18 protein-coding genes are annotated in these 15,575 nt (G+C 58.7%); 16 read left to right on the top strand and 2 right to left on the bottom strand.

Annotation, left to right across the window (positions count from 1 at the left end; all coding sequences use genetic code 11):
- The first annotated feature begins 52 nt into the window (after positions 1 to 52).
- Entirely contained in the window at positions 53 to 895 is an 843-nt protein-coding gene (locus B348_RS0121110; protein ID WP_017738035.1) for a mechanosensitive ion channel family protein, read from the top strand.
- A gap of 190 nt (positions 896 to 1,085) precedes the next feature.
- Here B348_RS0121110 and B348_RS0121105 read toward each other — a convergent pair whose 3' ends face one another.
- Positions 1,086 to 2,381, bottom strand: a complete 1,296-nt coding sequence (locus tag B348_RS0121105) for an OprD family porin (RefSeq protein WP_017738034.1) — start codon at positions 2,379 to 2,381, stop codon at positions 1,086 to 1,088.
- A 733-nt stretch (positions 2,382 to 3,114) separates the two neighbouring features.
- Here B348_RS0121105 and B348_RS0121100 point away from each other — a divergent pair.
- Together B348_RS0121100 and B348_RS0121095 are read left to right on the top strand one after the other, a co-directional pair.
- On the top strand, positions 3,115 to 3,540 hold the full coding sequence (locus tag B348_RS0121100; protein ID WP_017738033.1) for an HIT domain-containing protein: 426 nt from the start codon (positions 3,115 to 3,117) through the stop codon (positions 3,538 to 3,540).
- A 3-nt stretch (positions 3,541 to 3,543) separates the two neighbouring features.
- Positions 3,544 to 3,750, top strand: a complete 207-nt coding sequence (locus B348_RS0121095) for a SlyX family protein (protein WP_017738032.1) — start codon at positions 3,544 to 3,546, stop codon at positions 3,748 to 3,750.
- A 68-nt stretch (positions 3,751 to 3,818) separates the two neighbouring features.
- Here the strand turns inward: B348_RS0121095 and B348_RS1000000132095 are convergent, their stop codons facing one another.
- Positions 3,819 to 4,421, bottom strand: a complete 603-nt coding sequence (locus tag B348_RS1000000132095) for a cold-shock protein (RefSeq protein ID WP_005790922.1) — start codon at positions 4,419 to 4,421, stop codon at positions 3,819 to 3,821.
- A gap of 430 nt (positions 4,422 to 4,851) precedes the next feature.
- On the opposite strand from B348_RS1000000132095, the gene B348_RS0121085 reads away from it, so the two are divergent.
- From B348_RS0121085 to tolB, 13 genes are all read left to right on the top strand, one after another.
- On the top strand, positions 4,852 to 5,325 hold the full coding sequence (locus tag B348_RS0121085; RefSeq protein ID WP_003193874.1) for a Dps family protein: 474 nt from the start codon (positions 4,852 to 4,854) through the stop codon (positions 5,323 to 5,325).
- Positions 5,326 to 5,505: 180 nt separating this feature from the next.
- Positions 5,506 to 5,847: a ribbon-helix-helix domain-containing protein gene (locus B348_RS0121080; protein ID WP_026136956.1), complete on the top strand. Its 342-nt coding sequence runs from the start codon at positions 5,506 to 5,508 to the stop codon at positions 5,845 to 5,847.
- Positions 5,848 to 6,018: 171 nt separating this feature from the next.
- Positions 6,019 to 6,240, top strand: a complete 222-nt coding sequence (locus B348_RS0121075; protein WP_010208103.1) for an FmdB family zinc ribbon protein — start codon at positions 6,019 to 6,021, stop codon at positions 6,238 to 6,240.
- Between the two features lie 108 nt (positions 6,241 to 6,348).
- On the top strand, positions 6,349 to 8,124 hold the full coding sequence (gene aspS / locus B348_RS0121070) for an aspartate--tRNA ligase (RefSeq protein ID WP_017738029.1): 1,776 nt from the start codon (positions 6,349 to 6,351) through the stop codon (positions 8,122 to 8,124).
- Positions 8,125 to 8,259: 135 nt separating this feature from the next.
- Entirely contained in the window at positions 8,260 to 9,006 is a 747-nt protein-coding gene (locus B348_RS0121065; protein WP_017738028.1) for a YebC/PmpR family DNA-binding transcriptional regulator, read from the top strand.
- A gap of 158 nt (positions 9,007 to 9,164) precedes the next feature.
- Complete coding sequence (gene ruvC, locus B348_RS0121060) at positions 9,165 to 9,689, top strand: crossover junction endodeoxyribonuclease RuvC (protein ID WP_005790910.1); 525 nt, start codon at positions 9,165 to 9,167, stop codon at positions 9,687 to 9,689.
- Between the two features lie 68 nt (positions 9,690 to 9,757).
- Positions 9,758 to 10,369: a Holliday junction branch migration protein RuvA gene (ruvA, locus tag B348_RS0121055; protein ID WP_003193868.1), complete on the top strand. Its 612-nt coding sequence runs from the start codon at positions 9,758 to 9,760 to the stop codon at positions 10,367 to 10,369.
- Complete coding sequence (gene ruvB / locus B348_RS0121050; RefSeq protein ID WP_015885611.1) at positions 10,370 to 11,428, top strand: Holliday junction branch migration DNA helicase RuvB; 1,059 nt, start codon at positions 10,370 to 10,372, stop codon at positions 11,426 to 11,428.
- Between the two features lie 139 nt (positions 11,429 to 11,567).
- Complete coding sequence (gene ybgC, locus B348_RS0121045) at positions 11,568 to 12,023, top strand: tol-pal system-associated acyl-CoA thioesterase (RefSeq protein ID WP_017738027.1); 456 nt, start codon at positions 11,568 to 11,570, stop codon at positions 12,021 to 12,023.
- 1 nt (position 12,024) lies between these two features.
- Positions 12,025 to 12,720 (top strand): protein TolQ, encoded by a 696-nt coding sequence (gene tolQ / locus B348_RS0121040; RefSeq protein WP_015885609.1) that lies wholly within the window; start codon positions 12,025 to 12,027, stop codon positions 12,718 to 12,720.
- A gap of 23 nt (positions 12,721 to 12,743) precedes the next feature.
- Positions 12,744 to 13,196: a protein TolR gene (gene tolR / locus B348_RS0121035; RefSeq protein WP_161630238.1), complete on the top strand. Its 453-nt coding sequence runs from the start codon at positions 12,744 to 12,746 to the stop codon at positions 13,194 to 13,196.
- Entirely contained in the window at positions 13,196 to 14,269 is a 1,074-nt protein-coding gene (tolA, locus tag B348_RS0121030) for a cell envelope integrity protein TolA (RefSeq protein WP_017738026.1), read from the top strand. Before tolR ends, tolA begins: the two co-directional genes overlap by 1 nt.
- A 17-nt stretch (positions 14,270 to 14,286) precedes the next feature.
- Entirely contained in the window at positions 14,287 to 15,567 is a 1,281-nt protein-coding gene (tolB, locus tag B348_RS0121025; protein WP_032865025.1) for a Tol-Pal system beta propeller repeat protein TolB, read from the top strand.
- Positions 15,568 to 15,575: the final 8 nt, after the last annotated feature.

The following is a 15,575-nucleotide window of genomic DNA, read 5'->3' as shown; positions in this document are numbered from 1 at the left end:
GTTACTGGGTACTCAATTTAACGTCGCACACCCGCGAGACAGGAGAATGTAGATGGATTTGAACGCTGAAGTGGATCAACTGATCAAGACGTCGCAGTCTTGGGTTCCGATGATCATGGAGTATGGCAGCCGCGTATTCCTGGCCGTGTTGACCCTGGCCATCGGCTGGTGGCTGATCAACATCTTGACCCACCGGGTGGGGCGCTTGCTGGCCCTGCGTAATGCGGACCTGGCGCTGCAACACTTCATCACCAACCTGGCCAACATCGCGCTGAAAGTGATGCTGATGGTCAACGTGGCCTCGATGATCGGCGTGGCGACCACCTCGTTCGTTGCCGCAATCGGCGCCGCGACCCTGGCCATTGGCCTGGCACTGCAAGGCAGCCTGGCGAACTTCGCCGGTGGCGTGCTGATCCTGTTGTTCCGCCCGTTCCGTATCGGTGACTGGATCGAAGCCCAGGGCACTTCCGGCACCGTCGACAGCATCCAGATCTTCCACACTGTGCTGCGCACGGGCGACAACAAGACGGTCATCATCCCGAACGGCAGCCTGTCCAACGGCATCATCACCAACACCAACCGTCAGCCGACCCGCAAAGTGGTGTTCGACGTGGGCGTGGACTATGACGCCGATCTGCAGAAAGCCCGTGAGGTGCTGCTGGAACTGGCGAAAGACCCGCGCGTACTGGCCGACCCGGCTGCGGTGGCCGTGGTGTCGACCTTGGGCGACAGCTCTATCACGGTTTCCCTGCGTTGCTGGACCAAGACGGCGGATTATTGGGATGTGGTGTTCATGCTCAATGAACTGGCGCGTGACCGTTTGAAGGCCGCCGGGATTGATATCCCGTTTCCGCAGCGGGTTATTCGCGTGATGCAGGAAACGGCCGCGAAGTAATAAGGTGTTGCAGTGTTTAACCTGGTCAAACGGTCAGGTTTAAACTTTTTGATGTCGCTAGTTAGTTAGCTTGCTAGTTAATTTCGCATTGAAATAAAACCGCAATAAAAAAGCCGCTCCCTTGTACACAGGGGAGCGGCTTTTTATTTAAGGCCGAAGCCTTAAACCATCATTGTAATCAAATAGCCGATTACATGATTTTCAGCGGGTACGACACGATCAGACGCAGTTCGTCGATAGACGACGAGCCGTAGTACACACCATCAGACGAACGATAAGTTGCTTGACGTACACGCAGGCTCAGGTCTTTTGCAGGACCGCTCTGGATGACGTACTTGCCTTCGATGTCGCGTTCCCACTCTTTGCCGTTCGACGTGGTTGCGGTGTTGGCGCCGCTACCGGTGATGTAGGCAGCGCCAAAGGTCAGGCCTGGTACACCGAAGGATGCCATATCGAGGTCGTAACGAGCCTTGAACGACTTCTCGCCTTCGGCGTTGAAGTCGGAACGGGCAACGGAGTTGGCCAGGAAGACTGTGCCGCCGCCATCGATACCGTAGCCGTAGTCGCCATCGCCGCTGACCTTCTGAGCCGCCAGGGTGAAGGTGTGCGCGCCGAGGGTGTAGGCACCCTGCAAGCTGAATGCACGGTTGTCGAGCTTGGTCACGTCGTCTTTGTAGGCGCGCTGCAGGCCTTCGCCCGAGCTCTTGGTGTCGTAGATGTTGAAGTCCACGGCCACCGACTGGTCATCTCCCAGGGCGTGAGTCCAGTTGACGTTGGCGTAGAGTTTGCGCCAGTAGTCTTCGACTTTGGAGTAGTAGAGGCTGGTGGTGAACTCTGGAGTCCAGGAGTACACGCCGCCGAAGAAGTTGGCCTGCTTGATGCCTCGGCTGGTTTCAGGGAAGTCGAGGATACTGTCCTTGAAGGTCTGGGACTGCGCGACGCTGGAAGTGAAGTGGCCGCCTTCGAGCTTGAGGCCCTTGATCTCGGTGCTGGTCAGCGAGATACCTTGTGGCAGTTCCGGCAGCAAGCGGCTGTCGTCGGAAGCGAACACAGGTGCGGTGGTGTATTGGTCGCCGATTTTCAGGACAGTATTGGACACGCGGAACTTGATGGCGCCGCCGCCTTTGGAGTAGTCATCCTGGGCGCGACCATCCGAGCCGTTGGGGAACAGGCCGGTGCCGTTACGGCCCTTGCCGCTGTCCAGTTTCACGCCCAGCAGGCCGATCACGTCAACACCCACACCGACGGTGCCTTGGGTGAAGCCCGATTGGTACAGGCCGTTGAAGCCCAGACCGGTCTCGTTCGTGTAGCTCTTGCCGGAATCGTTGTTACGGAAGTCCCGACGGAAGTTCAGCAAACGGGTGTTGATGCTGAAGGAACTGTCGTCAACAAAGCCTTTGGAATCGCTTTGGTCGGATGCCATTGCGAACTGTGAGGTGCCTGCTGAAACAGCCAGGGCGATCATGCTCCACTTCATCACGCGCATCGTGATTTGCTCCTTTGGTTTTTAGGAAGAGTACTGCCGTCCCACCTGTATTTTTGTCTGGGCGGCTCTTTCTTTTTGTGTCGGCGCAAAGGTATATCACGCTGACAATACTTGGCGATACTTGCCTATCTTTCCTTTCAGCTTCTTTACGAGGCTGTCGTAAATTGCTAGATCCGTGTCGCAAATTCACAGTCCTTAATGTAACGGGACTGACAACTTCAATGCTGTTTTCAAACAGTTTTCAACCGTTGAATCCTTCCTTGGCATGCATTGAAACGCTGCTGTTTTTATCGCGTAACACCTACTTCCAGGCAGGGGTTGTTGCCGACGATATGAGTCTGAATGCAACAAGCGTGCACAAAGCGGTAACCGAATGTCATTTTTTCGTGAAAACTGTGATCCCCGTGTAAAAACCGCATAAGCACGGGGTTTTTACGCCGTTTGGTTTGGGCTTGACGCTGGGGTATTACGCCTGTGCATTCATCCGTAAACAGTATCCCAAAGCAAAACGTTACCGGTTCACCCCTTCAAGTGGGTAATTGGCGGATCTCTATGAGGCACAAGTGAGTCATTTTGGTGCGCCCCGCTGAAGCCCGACTTAGCGTAGTCGAAATATCCGCCTGCATCGAAAAGGTGCAGGTCTTTTTGTCGGGTGGCGTCTTCGTCGTGAAGGCGCACGCATTCGAAGGTATGCTGGGCGCCTGAAACTGACCTGCCGAATGGAGTGCCCGCGGTGTTTGCCCTAGACCAACGCCTGCAACAAGACACGCTGGCCATTGGGGATTTCCCCCTGTGCCGCCTGCTGCTGTCCAACGACTCGAATTACCCCTGGTTCATCCTCGTGCCCCGCATCAACGCTATCAGTGAAGTGTTTCAACTGGATGTCGCCGACCAGCAGACTTTGTGGCAAGAGACGACAGCCCTCGCCCAATTGCTGAACGAAGGCCTTGGCGCTGACAAGATGAACATCGGCGCGCTCGGTAACGTGGTCAGCCAGTTGCATGTGCATGTGATCGTGCGCAGGCGCGACGACGCCGCCTGGCCGGCACCGGTATGGGGCAAGCATCCCGCCCGGCCTTACACCGACGCGCAAGTGACGGCCATTCGTGCGCGCCTGCGTGAACTGCTGCCTGCCGACTTTATCTTTACCCAGGGCTGAACCATGGACTTGCAAGACCGCGTCAACGACCTGGAAAGCCGCCTGGCCTTTCAGGACGACACCATCGAAACCCTCAATGACATCCTGGTCACCCAGCAGCGGGCGGTCGAACGCCTGCAAATGCAGATGACCGCGCTGCTCAAGCGCCAGGAAGAAATGGGCGGCCAGTTCGAGACCGCCGAAGAAGAAACCCCGCCGCCTCACTATTGATTGGCGTGCAATAAAAAACCGCGATCCAGCCAGTGCTGGATCGCGGTTTTTTTGTTGCGAAGGTTAAATCAGCGACGCGGCAGTGCCGCGATCACATCTTCAGCTTGCAAGCCCTTGTCGCGGTTCATCACGGAGAACTCCACGCGCTGGCCTTCCACCAGGACGCGATGACCTTCGCCACGGATGGCCCGGAAGTGGACGAAGATATCGTCGCCCGAATCACGGGAAATAAAGCCGAAGCCTTTGGAGGTGTTGAACCACTTGACGGTGCCGGTATCGCGGTTGGTCATGTCGTAGTTTTGCGACGCGGCCGCAGGCGACGAACGGTAGAAGCTGATCGCCAGGTGAAGAACGATGGCGACCACTGCAATCACCAGGCTGAGCAGGATGGCCGGGTGGCCACCGACTTCAGGCATGGGTGCCAGGAGGGTGAGGGTTTGCACGACAACGGTCAGTACCAGCAGCGCGCTGACCAGGTTTTGCAGTTGATGACGTGTGCCTTTGTTCCAGTAAGGAATCACCGGTGCCAGCGTCAGGTTAAGAAGGCCGAACAAGGCCAGGTACAGAGCGTCATGTTGTTGCAGGTAGGGCAGGCTTTCAGGCTGCAGGCTCGGGATAAAGGACAGCAGCAACGCTGCAACGCCCGTTAGCAGGTGGACGATTTTCAACATTTTGATTAACTCACGTTAAGACGGATCACAAGGAAGAGCTGACTGGCACGGTTCGCTTCTGAACAATGGGAGGCGTTGAGCACGTGCGCGGGTATCAGCCTATGTAACGTGCCGCAAACATTAACGGCAGCTACACGCCGTCTATTTAACAGCAAAGGCTGTGCCTACTCAAATCAAGCATTTCAGGGTATTGCGACGGCGTGGGCATTTCTGCGGTAAAAGCTTGTCCTAGACGGGTGTGGGTGTTTTTGAGTGGGGTTTTGAGAGTTTTCCTACATGGTCGGCGGCTAGCCCTGCGTCGGTCAGTACCGGTTGGAAGGGTCAATTTGCCGCATGTCCTGCCTGGGGTCTCGGCTGCACAAGGTCGACTCTCTTGCTAGAGTGGTCCTGCACCTGATCAATGAACGTTCGTCAATTGAAGGGGAAAAACATGGCAATCGATATTGGTATCAGTGAAGAAGACCGTAAATCCATCGTCGATGGGCTTTCGCGGCTGCTGTCCGATACCTACGTACTGTATCTGAAGACCCACAACTTCCATTGGAACGTCACGGGCCCCATGTTTCGTACGCTGCACTTGATGTTTGAAGAGCAGTACAACGAACTGGCGCTGGCGGTGGACTCCATCGCCGAGCGTATCCGTGCCCTGGGCTTCCCGGCACCGGGCGCCTATTCGATCTATGCCCGCCTGTCTTCGATCAAGGAAGAGGAGGGTGTTCCCAGCGCCGAAGAGATGATCAAGCAACTGGTGGCGGGCCAGGAGGCGGTTACCCGTACCGCGCGGGGTATCTTCCCACTGCTCGACAAGGTCAGTGATGAACCGACCGCCGACTTGCTGACCCAACGTATGCAGGTTCACGAAAAAACCGCGTGGATGCTGCGTTCCCTGCTCGAAAATCAGTAAATACGCACCCACAGTGGCGCCGTCCTGGCGCCACTTGCCGTTTCCCTTCGCTTCCTGGCGTTGTCCTACAACTATCAACTCCACGTCTTCTGGTCGCCAGCGTCCTCCTGCTGTTTTATAGGCCCACTGTCCCATGGGACAAGCCCATGGGCTGTTGTTTGGCAATGGAGTGTCAGGTGTATGTCACGCGGAGTGGGTAATGGAGTGATGGAGGCGTGTGGCTTCCATAAGATAAAGGTCGATCCCTTTGCAAAGGGGTTCGACATGGGCCTGGCCAGGCCCTTGTCCCGATCGGTCAGGCTCAACGGGTTTTCCACGTGCCTGCGGCTTGAGCAGATCTATTGGAACATCCTCACGGAAATCGCCAGGATCAATGCCTGTTCCGTCAGTGCGTTGCTGTCTTATGTCGATCGGGAAGTGCATTTGCGTTACGGGGGAGTGAAGAACTTCAGTGGCCTGGTCCGGGTAGTGTGTGTAGTTCATGCTTTAAGGGGCCACGTAGATCCACAGAACCACGGGTAAACCTGCGGCTCCGAGCGCGGCCTGCTGTCCAGGCGGGCCGCGCCTCCGGCACAAAGCCGGCTGCGCTGCCTTGATTTACCCTATATAATCCCGCGCTTTGCTGCGTGTGCCTGGTCTACTCTCCAATGGGCAGGCGTGGCGCAGTAATGATCTGATCGCCGAGACATCGCCATGCCCATGTACGACTATCAATGTGCTTCCTGTGGTCATCAGTTGGAAGCCATTCAGAAGATCAGCGCAGCACCGCTGGTCGATTGCCCAGCCTGCCAGGCGCCGGAGCTCAAGAAGATGTTGTCCATGCCAGGCTTCCGCCTGAGTGGCAGCGGCTGGTACGAGACCGACTTCAAGACCGGCTCGAAGAAGAATCTGGCCGGCGGCGACAAAGCAGACTGAGTTGAACTCTACGCGCAGGCTCCTGCATTATCCGTCCCCTGGCTTAAATGTACGGTGACGAGGCAGGCCTCCACCGAATTTCGAATTACGAGAAGTGAAACCACTACCATGATGCGCAGCCACTATTGCGGCCAACTGAACGAGACCCTGGAAGGTCAGGAAATCACTCTTTGCGGATGGGTTCACCGTCGCCGCGACCACGGCGGGGTAATCTTCCTCGATATCCGTGATCGTGATGGTCTGGCCCAGGTGGTGTTCGACCCGGACCGCGCCGAGAGCTTCGCCGCCGCCGACCGCGTGCGCAGCGAATACGTCGTGAAGATCACCGGCAAGGTGCGCCTGCGTCCGGCCGGTGCCGTGAACAAGAACATGGCTTCTGGCGGCATCGAAGTGCTGGGCTATGAGCTGGAAGTGCTGAACGAGTCGGAAACCCCGCCGTTCCCACTCAACGAGTTCTCCGACGTGGGCGAAGAAACCCGCCTGCGCTACCGCTTCCTCGACCTGCGTCGCCCGGAAATGGCCGAGAAGCTGCGTCTGCGCTCGCGCATGACCACCAGCATCCGCCGCTTCCTCGACGAGAACGGCTTCCTCGACGTAGAAACGCCGATCCTGACCCGGGCCACCCCGGAAGGCGCGCGTGACTACCTGGTGCCGAGCCGCACCCACGCCGGTTCGTTCTTTGCCCTGCCGCAATCGCCGCAGCTGTTCAAGCAGCTGCTGATGGTGGCCGGCTTCGACCGTTACTACCAGATCGCCAAGTGCTTCCGCGACGAAGACCTGCGCGCCGACCGCCAGCCGGAATTCACCCAGATCGACATCGAGACCAGCTTCCTCGATGAAAAAGAGATCATGGGCCTGACCGAGCAAATGATCCGCAACCTGTTCAAGGAAGTGCTGGACCTGGAGTTCGGCGATTTCCCGCACATGACCTTCGAAGAAGCCATGCGCCGCTACGGTTCCGACAAGCCAGACCTGCGTAACCCGCTGGAACTGGTAGACGTTGCCGATCAGCTCAAGGCCGTCGACTTCAAGGTGTTCAGCGGCCCGGCCAACGACCCTAAATGCCGCATCGCCGCCCTGCGTGTACCCGGCGGCGCGAGCATGCCGCGCAAGCAGATCGACGACTACACCAAGTTCGTCGGCATCTACGGTGCCAAGGGCCTGGCGTACATCAAGGTCAACGAGCGCGCCAATGGCGTTGACGGCCTGCAATCGCCGATCGTGAAAAACATCCCGCTGGACAACCTGAACGAGATCCTCGATCGCGTTGGCGCGGTTGACGGCGACATCGTGTTCTTCGGCGCCGACAAGGCCAAGATCGTCAGCGAAGCCCTGGGCGCACTGCGGATCAAGCTGGGTCACGACCTGAACCTGCTGACCTGCGAATGGGCGCCGATGTGGGTCGTTGACTTCCCGATGTTCGAAGAGAACGACGACGGCAGCTTCAGCGCCTTGCACCACCCGTTCACCGCGCCGAAGTGCACGCCGGCCGAGCTGGAAGCCAACCCGGCTGGCGCTCTGTCCCGTGCCTACGACATGGTCTTGAACGGTACTGAGCTGGGTGGCGGTTCGATCCGTATCCATCGCAAGGAAATGCAACAGTCGGTCTTCCGCCTGCTGGGCATCAACGAAGCAGAACAGGAAGAGAAGTTCGGCTTCCTGCTCGACGCCCTGAAATACGGCGCGCCGCCCCACGGTGGCCTGGCTTTCGGCCTGGATCGCCTGGTGATGCTGATGACCGGCGCCCAGTCGATCCGTGAAGTGATCGCCTTCCCGAAAACCCAGAGTGCTGCGGACGTCATGACCCAGGCTCCAGGTGTGGTGGATGCCAAGGCGCTGCGCGAGCTGCACATCCGCCTGCGCGAGACGCCGAAGGCTGAGTAAGGCTGCGGCGTGCAAGCGCATTGAGTTCCACGCAGTCTAAAAAGGCGCATCTTCGGATGCGCCTTTGCGTTACAAGGGTTGCATCCTGCCTGGGGCAGGGTTGACAAGGTTTCTACAGAATTTCGGAGTTGTGTTATGGCTGGCCATTCCAAGTGGGCGAACATCAAGCACCGCAAAGAGCGTCAGGATGCCAAGAAAGGCAAGATCTTCACCAAGTGGATCCGCGAGCTGACCGTCGCTGCCCGCCAGGGCGGTGGTGACCCGGGTTCCAACCCGCGCCTGCGCCTGGCGCTGGACAAGGCTCTCGGCGCCAACATGAGCCGCGACATCATCGACCGCGCCGTGGCCCGTGGTGCCGGCGCTGCCGATACCGACGACATGGTCGAGCTGACCTATGAAGGCTACGGCCCGGGCGGCGTGGCGGTGATGGTCGAGTGCATGACCGACAACCGCAACCGTACGGCCGCGGCGGTGCGCCATGCGTTCAGCAAGTGCGGCGGCAACCTTGGCACTGACGGTTCGGTGGCTTATCTGTTCGAGCGCAAAGGGCAAATCACCTTCGCCCCAGGCACGGACGAAGACGCGCTGATGGAAGCGGCGATGGAAGCGGATGCCGACGACGTGGTGACCAACGAAGATGGTTCGATTGACGTGTTCACTTCGTTTGCCAGCTTCTACGCCGTGCGCAACGCCCTCGAAGCGGCGGGTTTCAAAGGCACTGACGCGGAAATCGTGATGCTGCCGACCACCAGTGCCGAGCTGGACTTGGACGGTGCGCAGAAGGTGCTGAAGCTGCTGGATATGCTGGAAGACCTGGATGATGTGCAGAACGTCTATTCCAACGCAGATATCCCGGAAGACGTAGCTGCACAGCTAGTCTAAGGGTTGATGTAGATCAAAATGTGGGAGCGGGCTTGCCCGCGAATACGGTGTGTCAGTCGCTGAAAATGTTGGCTGACCCACCGCCTTCGCGGGCAAGCCCGCTCCCACAGTTGATCTTCTTTGTCGCAAGAATTGTGTTTACCCAACCCGCAGGCGTTATGACTTTAATCCTAGGTATCGACCCCGGTTCGCGCATCACCGGTTTTGGCGTGGTGCAACAGACCCCGCGCGGCTGCATCTATGTGGCCTCGGGTTGCATCCGTACCGGCGCGGGCGAGTTGGCCGAGCGCCTGCAGATCGTCTATCGCGGCGTGCGTGAAGTGATCCAGACCTACGGGCCGGTGACCATGGGCATCGAAAAGGTGTTCATGGCCAAGAACGCCGATTCGGCGCTCAAGCTTGGCCAGGCCCGTGGCGCTGCCATCGTCGCCGGGGCCGAGGAGGGCATGGAGATCGCCGAGTACACGGCGACGCAGGTCAAGCAGGCCGTGGTCGGTACCGGTGCAGCCAACAAGGAGCAGGTGCAGATGATGGTCATGCACATGCTCAAGCTCACCTCAAAGCCGCAAATCGACGCCTCCGACGCTCTGGCCATCGCCATTTGCCATGCGCACACCCGCTCCAGCCTGTTGCCCCACGGCCTGGGTACGGCACGCAGTCGTGGCGGGCGGCTGCGTCTCTGATAGCATCAGCGCAATCGTTTTTCCCGGTCTGGTCTGTGCCTGACCCTCAAGCTTTAAGGATTTGAACCGTGATTGGACGCTTGCGCGGCACCCTGGCTGAGAAACAGCCGCCGCACCTGATTCTGGATGTCAACGGGTTGGGGTATGAGCTGGAAGTGCCCATGACCACCCTGTATCGCCTGCCGTCGGTCGGCGAGCCGATTACGCTGCACACCCATCTGGTGGTGCGTGAAGATGCGCAATTGCTCTATGGTTTCATTGGCAAGCGCGACCGTGACTTCTTCCGCGAGTTGATTCGCCTCAATGGCGTCGGCCCGAAGCTGGCGCTGGCCTTGATGTCGAGCCTGGAAGTGGATGAACTGGTGCGTGCCGTATCCGCCCAGGACACCTCGGCGCTGACCAAGGTGCCGGGTGTCGGCAAGAAGACTGCCGAGCGCCTGCTGGTGGAACTCAAGGACCGTTTCAAGGCCTGGGAAGTCGTGCCGAGCATGTTTGCCCTGGTGCCGAACCAGCCGGACATGCCAGCGGCCCAGGTCGCCAGCGCCGAGAGCGATGCGGTCAATGCGCTGATTTCCCTGGGCTACAAGCCGCAGGAAGCCAGCAAGGCCGTGTCGGCCATCAAGGACAAGAACCTGAGTGCCGAAGACATGATCCGCCGCGCCCTGAAGGGAATGATTTAAGTGATTGAAGCAGATCGTCTGATCGCGGCCACCGGCCCGCGCGACCGTGAAGAAGTGCAGGACCGCGCCATCCGCCCCCTGAGCCTGGCCGACTACATCGGCCAGCCCACCGTGCGCGAGCAGATGGAGCTGTTTATCCAGGCCGCGCGCGGGCGCAGTGAGTCGTTGGACCACACGTTGATCTTCGGCCCACCGGGCTTGGGCAAGACCACGCTGGCCAATATCATCGCCCAGGAAATGGGCGTGTCGATCAAGTCCACCTCCGGCCCGGTGCTGGAGCGTCCGGGTGATCTGGCGGCGCTGCTGACCAATCTTGAGCCGCACGACGTGCTGTTTATCGACGAGATCCACCGGCTGTCGCCGATCGTCGAGGAAGTGCTGTACCCGGCCATGGAAGACTTCCAGCTCGACATCATGATCGGCGAAGGCCCGGCGGCGCGCTCGATCAAGCTCGACCTGCCGCCCTTCACACTGGTGGGTGCCACCACCCGCGCAGGCATGCTGACCAACCCGTTGCGAGACCGTTTCGGCATTGTTCAACGTCTAGAGTTCTATAGCACCGCAGACCTGGCGACCATCGTCAGCCGTTCGGCGGGCATTCTCGGCTTGCCGCTGGACCCGGAAGGCGCGTTCGAAATCGCCCGGCGTGCCCGTGGCACACCGCGGATCGCCAACCGTTTGCTGCGCCGCGTACGTGACTTTGCCGAAGTGCGCGCCAAGGGCCATATCACCAAGGCCGTGGCCGACCTGGCCTTGAACCTGCTGGATGTGGATGAACACGGCTTCGATCATCAGGATCGGCGTCTACTCTTGACCATGATCGAGAAGTTCGACGGCGGCCCGGTGGGCGTCGACAGCCTGGCGGCCGCGATCAGCGAAGAGCGCCACACGATCGAGGATGTGCTGGAACCGTACCTGATCCAGCAGGGTTACATCATGCGCACCCCAAGGGGCCGAGTGGTGACGCGGCATGCCTACCTGCACTTTGGGTTAAACATTCCGTCACGATTGGGTGAGATGCCCGTGGTAGACGAATTCCTCGATGCAGTGGACGATTAAAAGCATTACGCAAGTCGATTTATTCGACGTTTGTGCTGTCCTAGTGGCTGGTGTCGTCATTCAGTCAGTGGAAATGTTTCAGGGAATGAAAAAACAGTTGCCCAGCCGGATTGGCAACCTGAGGAGTAAGCACTAGAGTATGCGCGCGCAAAACGGGGATCAGTCGTTCGCACATCGCTGTCGCGTTTATTACGAGGACACCGATGCGGGCGGCATCGTGTATTACGTCAATTATCTCAAGTTCATGGAGCGGGCTCGCACCGAGCGGCTACGGGAGCTGGGCTTTGCCCAATCCCAGCTGGTAGGGGAGGACCTGTTGTTTGTCGTGCATTCCAGCGAGGCGCGGTATCACGCGCCGGCGCGGTTGGACGATGAACTGCTGGTCAGCGCTGAAGTAATCGAATTGAACCGTGTCAGCCTGCGCTTTAAACAGCAGGTCAGGCGGGCAACGGATGCAACGCTGCTCTGTGAGGGGCAGTTCCTGGTGGCTTGTGTGCGCACCAATAGTTTGAAACCCCGGGCCATTCCCGAAGCTCTACGTGCGGCCTTTGCCGGCGTAAGCGGCGCGGGTAAACAATCAAAGCAGGAGATTTAGCGTGGAACCTACCGTCGTCGACCATTCCTCCATGTGGAGCCTGGTCAGCAATGCCAGTGTCGTGGTTCAACTGGTAATGCTGACCCTGGTAGCCGCATCGGTTACCTCTTGGGTCATGATTTTTCAGCGCAGCAACCTGCTGCGTGCCGGTCGACGTGCCCTGGAGAGCTTTGAAGAGCGCTTCTGGTCGGGTATCGACCTGTCCAAGCTGTACCGCCAGGCGGGCAGCAACCCGGACCCGGATTCGGGCGTCGAGCAGATCTTCCGCGCCGGTTTCAAGGAATTCTCCCGTCTGCGCCAGCAGCCAGGCGTTGACCCGGAAGCCGTGATGGAAGGCGTGGCCCGCGCCATGCGCGTGGCCATCTCCCGCGAAGAAGAGAAGCTTGAGCAAAGCCTGCCGTTCCTCGCAACCGTCGGTTCCGTGAGCCCGTACATCGGCCTGTTCGGTACCGTGTGGGGGATCATGAACTCCTTCCGCGGCCTGGCCCAGGCCCAGCAAGCGACCCTGGCCACCGTGGCCCCGGGTATCGCCGAAGCCCTGATCGCCACCGCGATCGGCCTGTTCGCTGCTATCCCCGCAGTAATTGCCTACAACCGTTTTGCTGCCACCAGCGAAACCCTGATTGGCCGTTACTACACCTTCGCCGATGAATTCCAGGCGATCCTGCACCGTAAAGTGCACACCAGCGAAGAATAAGCAGGTAATTCACAATGGCTTTAATCGCTCGAGCTCGCAAAAAGCGCAAGCCGGTCGCCGAGATGAACGTAGTGCCCTACATCGACGTGATGCTGGTACTGCTGGTTATCTTCATGGTGACCGCGCCGATGCTCAATCAGGGCGTGAAGGTTGATCTGCCCAAGGTTTCCAGCGAAGCCTTGCCGCAAGACAACAACACCCAGGTCCTGACCATTTCGATCAAGGCTGACAAGACCTACTACTGGAACCTTGGCAGCGAAGTCGATACCCAGAAACAGCAGGACAAGGCCATGACCTTGCCGCAGATGACCGACGCGGTGACCAAGATCATCCGCTCCGGCAACGAAGGCGGCAAGCACACCCAGGTGTTCATTCGTGGCGACAAGGTTGTCGACTACGGCTCTGTCATGGGCGCCATGGGCGGGCTGCAGAAGGCCGGCGTCGGTAACGTTGGCTTGATTACCGAGGCGCCCTGATGCAGCAGCAGCGAGAGCCGTCCGCCTCGGAAAGCTACTTCTGGCCTAGCGTCTGGGCAATTGCCCTGCACGTCCTGGTGTTTGGCATGCTGTTCGTCAGCTTTGCCATGACCCCGGACCTGCCGCCAGCCAAGCCGATCGTGCAGGCGACCCTGTATCAGCTGAAATCGAAAAGCCAGGCCACCACCCAGACCAATCAGAAGATTGCGGGTGAGGCCCAGAAGTCGGCTGCGCGCCAGACTGAAGTCGAACAGATGGAACAGAAAAAGGTCGAGCAGGAAGCGGTGAAGGCTGCTGCGGAACAAAAGAAAGAAGAGGCGGCTCAAAAGGCCGAGGAATCGAAAAAGGCTGACGAAGCGAAGAAGGCCGACGAGGCGAAAAAGGCTGATGAAGCCAAGAAAGCCGAGAAAGCTGCCGAAGCCAAAAAAGCCGAAGAGAAACAATTGGCTGATATAGCCAAGAAGAAATCTGAAGAAGAAGCCAAGAAAGCTGCCGAAGAAGAGGCCAAGAAAAAGGCCGCTGAGGAAGCCAAGAAGAAAATAGTCGAAGACGCGAAGAAGAAAGCCGCCGAAGACGCCAAGAAAAAAGCTGAAGCAGACGAGGCGAAGAAGAAAGTCGCCGATGATGCGAAGAAGAAAGCTGCCGCCGACGCCACCAAGAAAAAGGCTCAGGAAGCAGCACGCAAATCCGCCGAAGAGAAAAAGGCCCAGGCCTTGGCAGATTTGCTTTCCGACACGCCGCAGCGTCAGCAAGCCTTGGCCGATGAACGTGGTGATGAAGTCGCGGGCAGTTTCGACGACCTGATTCGGGCACGGGCAGCAGAGGGTTGGACGCGTCCACCTTCGGCACGCAAAGGCATGACAGTAGTGCTGCAGATCGGCATGTTGCCGGACGGTACGGTGACTTCGGTCAGCGTGGCCAAGTCCAGTGGCGATGGTTCGTTCGACAGTTCGGCGGTTGCAGCGGTCAAGAACATTGGCCGGTTGACCGAGATGCAGGGAATGAAACCAAGCGACTTCGCTCCCTATCGTTCATTCAAGATGACATTCACACCTGAGGATCTAGCCTTGTGAGAAACCTTCTTCGAGGAATGCTTGTCGTTATTTGCTGTATGGCAGGGATAGCGGCGGCGGATGAAAAAAACATCCTGGTCACCAGCGGTAGCGATCGGGCCACCCCGATCGCGGTAGTACCGTTTGGCTGGCAGGGCGGCAGCGTGCTGCCGGACGACATGGCCCAGATCGTCAGTGACGACCTGCGCAATTCCGGTTACTACGCGCCGATTCCAAAAGGCAACATGATCAGCCAGCCGAACCAGGCCAGCGAAGTTGTGTTCCGCGACTGGAAAGCCGTGGGCGCGCAGTACCTGATGGTCGGCAATATCGTGCCAGCCGGTGGTCGCCTGCAGATCCAGTACACCTTGTTCAACGTGGCCACCGAGCAGCAGGTCTTGACCGGCAGCGTGTCGGGCACAGCTGAACAACTGCGTGACATGGCTCACTACATTTCGGACCAGTCGTTTGAAAAGCTCACCGGTATCAAGGGTGCTTTCTCGACGCGTCTGCTTTATGTAACGGCTGAGCGTTTCTCGGTAGACAACACGCGCTACACCTTGCAGCGTTCGGACTACGACGGTGCTCGCGCCGTGACCCTGCTGCAATCCCGTGAGCCGATCCTGTCGCCGCGTTTTGCGCCGGACGGCAAGCGTATTGCCTACGTGTCCTTTGAACAGAAGCGTCCGCGCATCTTCGTCCAGCACATCGATACTGGCCGTCGTGAGCAGATCACCAACTTCGAAGGCCTCAACGGCGCGCCAGCCTGGTCGCCGGATGGTTCGCGCCTGGCGTTCGTGCTGTCCAAGGATGGCAACCCGGATATCTACGTGATGAACATGGCTTCGCGCCAGATCTCCCGCGTGACCAGCGGCCCAGGTATCAACACCGAGCCGTTCTGGGGCAAGGATGGCTCGACCATCTACTTCACTTCCGACCGTGGCGGCAAGCCACAGGTCTACAAGGCAAGCGTGGGCGGCGGTGGTGCGGAACGTGTGACCTTTATTGGTAACTACAACGCCAATCCGAAGCTTTCGGCTGATGAAAAGACGTTGGTGATGATTCACCGTCAGGATGGTTTCACTAATTTCCGGGTTGCGGCCCAGGATTTGCAGCGCGGAACCGTAAAAATCCTCACAGATACCAACCTTGATGAGTCAGCCACTGTTGCGCCCAACGGCACCATGGTAATCTACGCCACCCGCCAGCAGGGCCGGGGAGTCTTGATGCTCGTATCCATTAATGGACGCGTAAGGCTCCCACTTCCTACCGCTCAAGGCGAAGTCAGAGAACCATCCTGGTCCCCTTACCTGAACTGACGCGGCGC

Source organism: Pseudomonas sp. CBZ-4 (assembly GCF_000346755.1).
GTDB lineage: Bacteria > Pseudomonadota > Gammaproteobacteria > Pseudomonadales > Pseudomonadaceae > Aquipseudomonas.
Note: the sequence above shows the minus strand (reverse complement) of the source record. Positions and strands in the feature narration are given on the sequence as shown.

What these genes read in the sequence shown, in the direction of transcription:
- B348_RS0121110 (WP_017738035.1), top strand. Translation starts at nt 53, where the DNA reads ATGGATTTGAACGCTGAAGTGGATCAACTGATCAAGACGTCGCAGTCT.
- B348_RS0121105 (WP_017738034.1), bottom strand. Translation starts at nt 2,381, where the DNA reads ATGCGCGTGATGAAGTGGAGCATGATCGCCCTGGCTGTTTCAGCAGGC.
- B348_RS0121095 (WP_017738032.1), top strand. Translation starts at nt 3,544, where the DNA reads ATGGACTTGCAAGACCGCGTCAACGACCTGGAAAGCCGCCTGGCCTTT.
- B348_RS1000000132095 (WP_005790922.1), bottom strand. Translation starts at nt 4,421, where the DNA reads ATGTTGAAAATCGTCCACCTGCTAACGGGCGTTGCAGCGTTGCTGCTG.
- B348_RS0121085 (WP_003193874.1), top strand. Translation starts at nt 4,852, where the DNA reads ATGGCAATCGATATTGGTATCAGTGAAGAAGACCGTAAATCCATCGTC.
- B348_RS0121080 (WP_026136956.1), top strand. Translation starts at nt 5,506, where the DNA reads ATGTCACGCGGAGTGGGTAATGGAGTGATGGAGGCGTGTGGCTTCCAT.
- B348_RS0121075 (WP_010208103.1), top strand. Translation starts at nt 6,019, where the DNA reads ATGCCCATGTACGACTATCAATGTGCTTCCTGTGGTCATCAGTTGGAA.
- aspS (WP_017738029.1), top strand. Translation starts at nt 6,349, where the DNA reads ATGATGCGCAGCCACTATTGCGGCCAACTGAACGAGACCCTGGAAGGT.
- B348_RS0121065 (WP_017738028.1), top strand. Translation starts at nt 8,260, where the DNA reads ATGGCTGGCCATTCCAAGTGGGCGAACATCAAGCACCGCAAAGAGCGT.
- ruvC (WP_005790910.1), top strand. Translation starts at nt 9,165, where the DNA reads ATGACTTTAATCCTAGGTATCGACCCCGGTTCGCGCATCACCGGTTTT.
- ybgC (WP_017738027.1), top strand. Translation starts at nt 11,568, where the DNA reads ATGCGCGCGCAAAACGGGGATCAGTCGTTCGCACATCGCTGTCGCGTT.
- tolA (WP_017738026.1), top strand. Translation starts at nt 13,196, where the DNA reads ATGCAGCAGCAGCGAGAGCCGTCCGCCTCGGAAAGCTACTTCTGGCCT.
- tolB (WP_032865025.1), top strand. Translation starts at nt 14,287, where the DNA reads ATGCTTGTCGTTATTTGCTGTATGGCAGGGATAGCGGCGGCGGATGAA.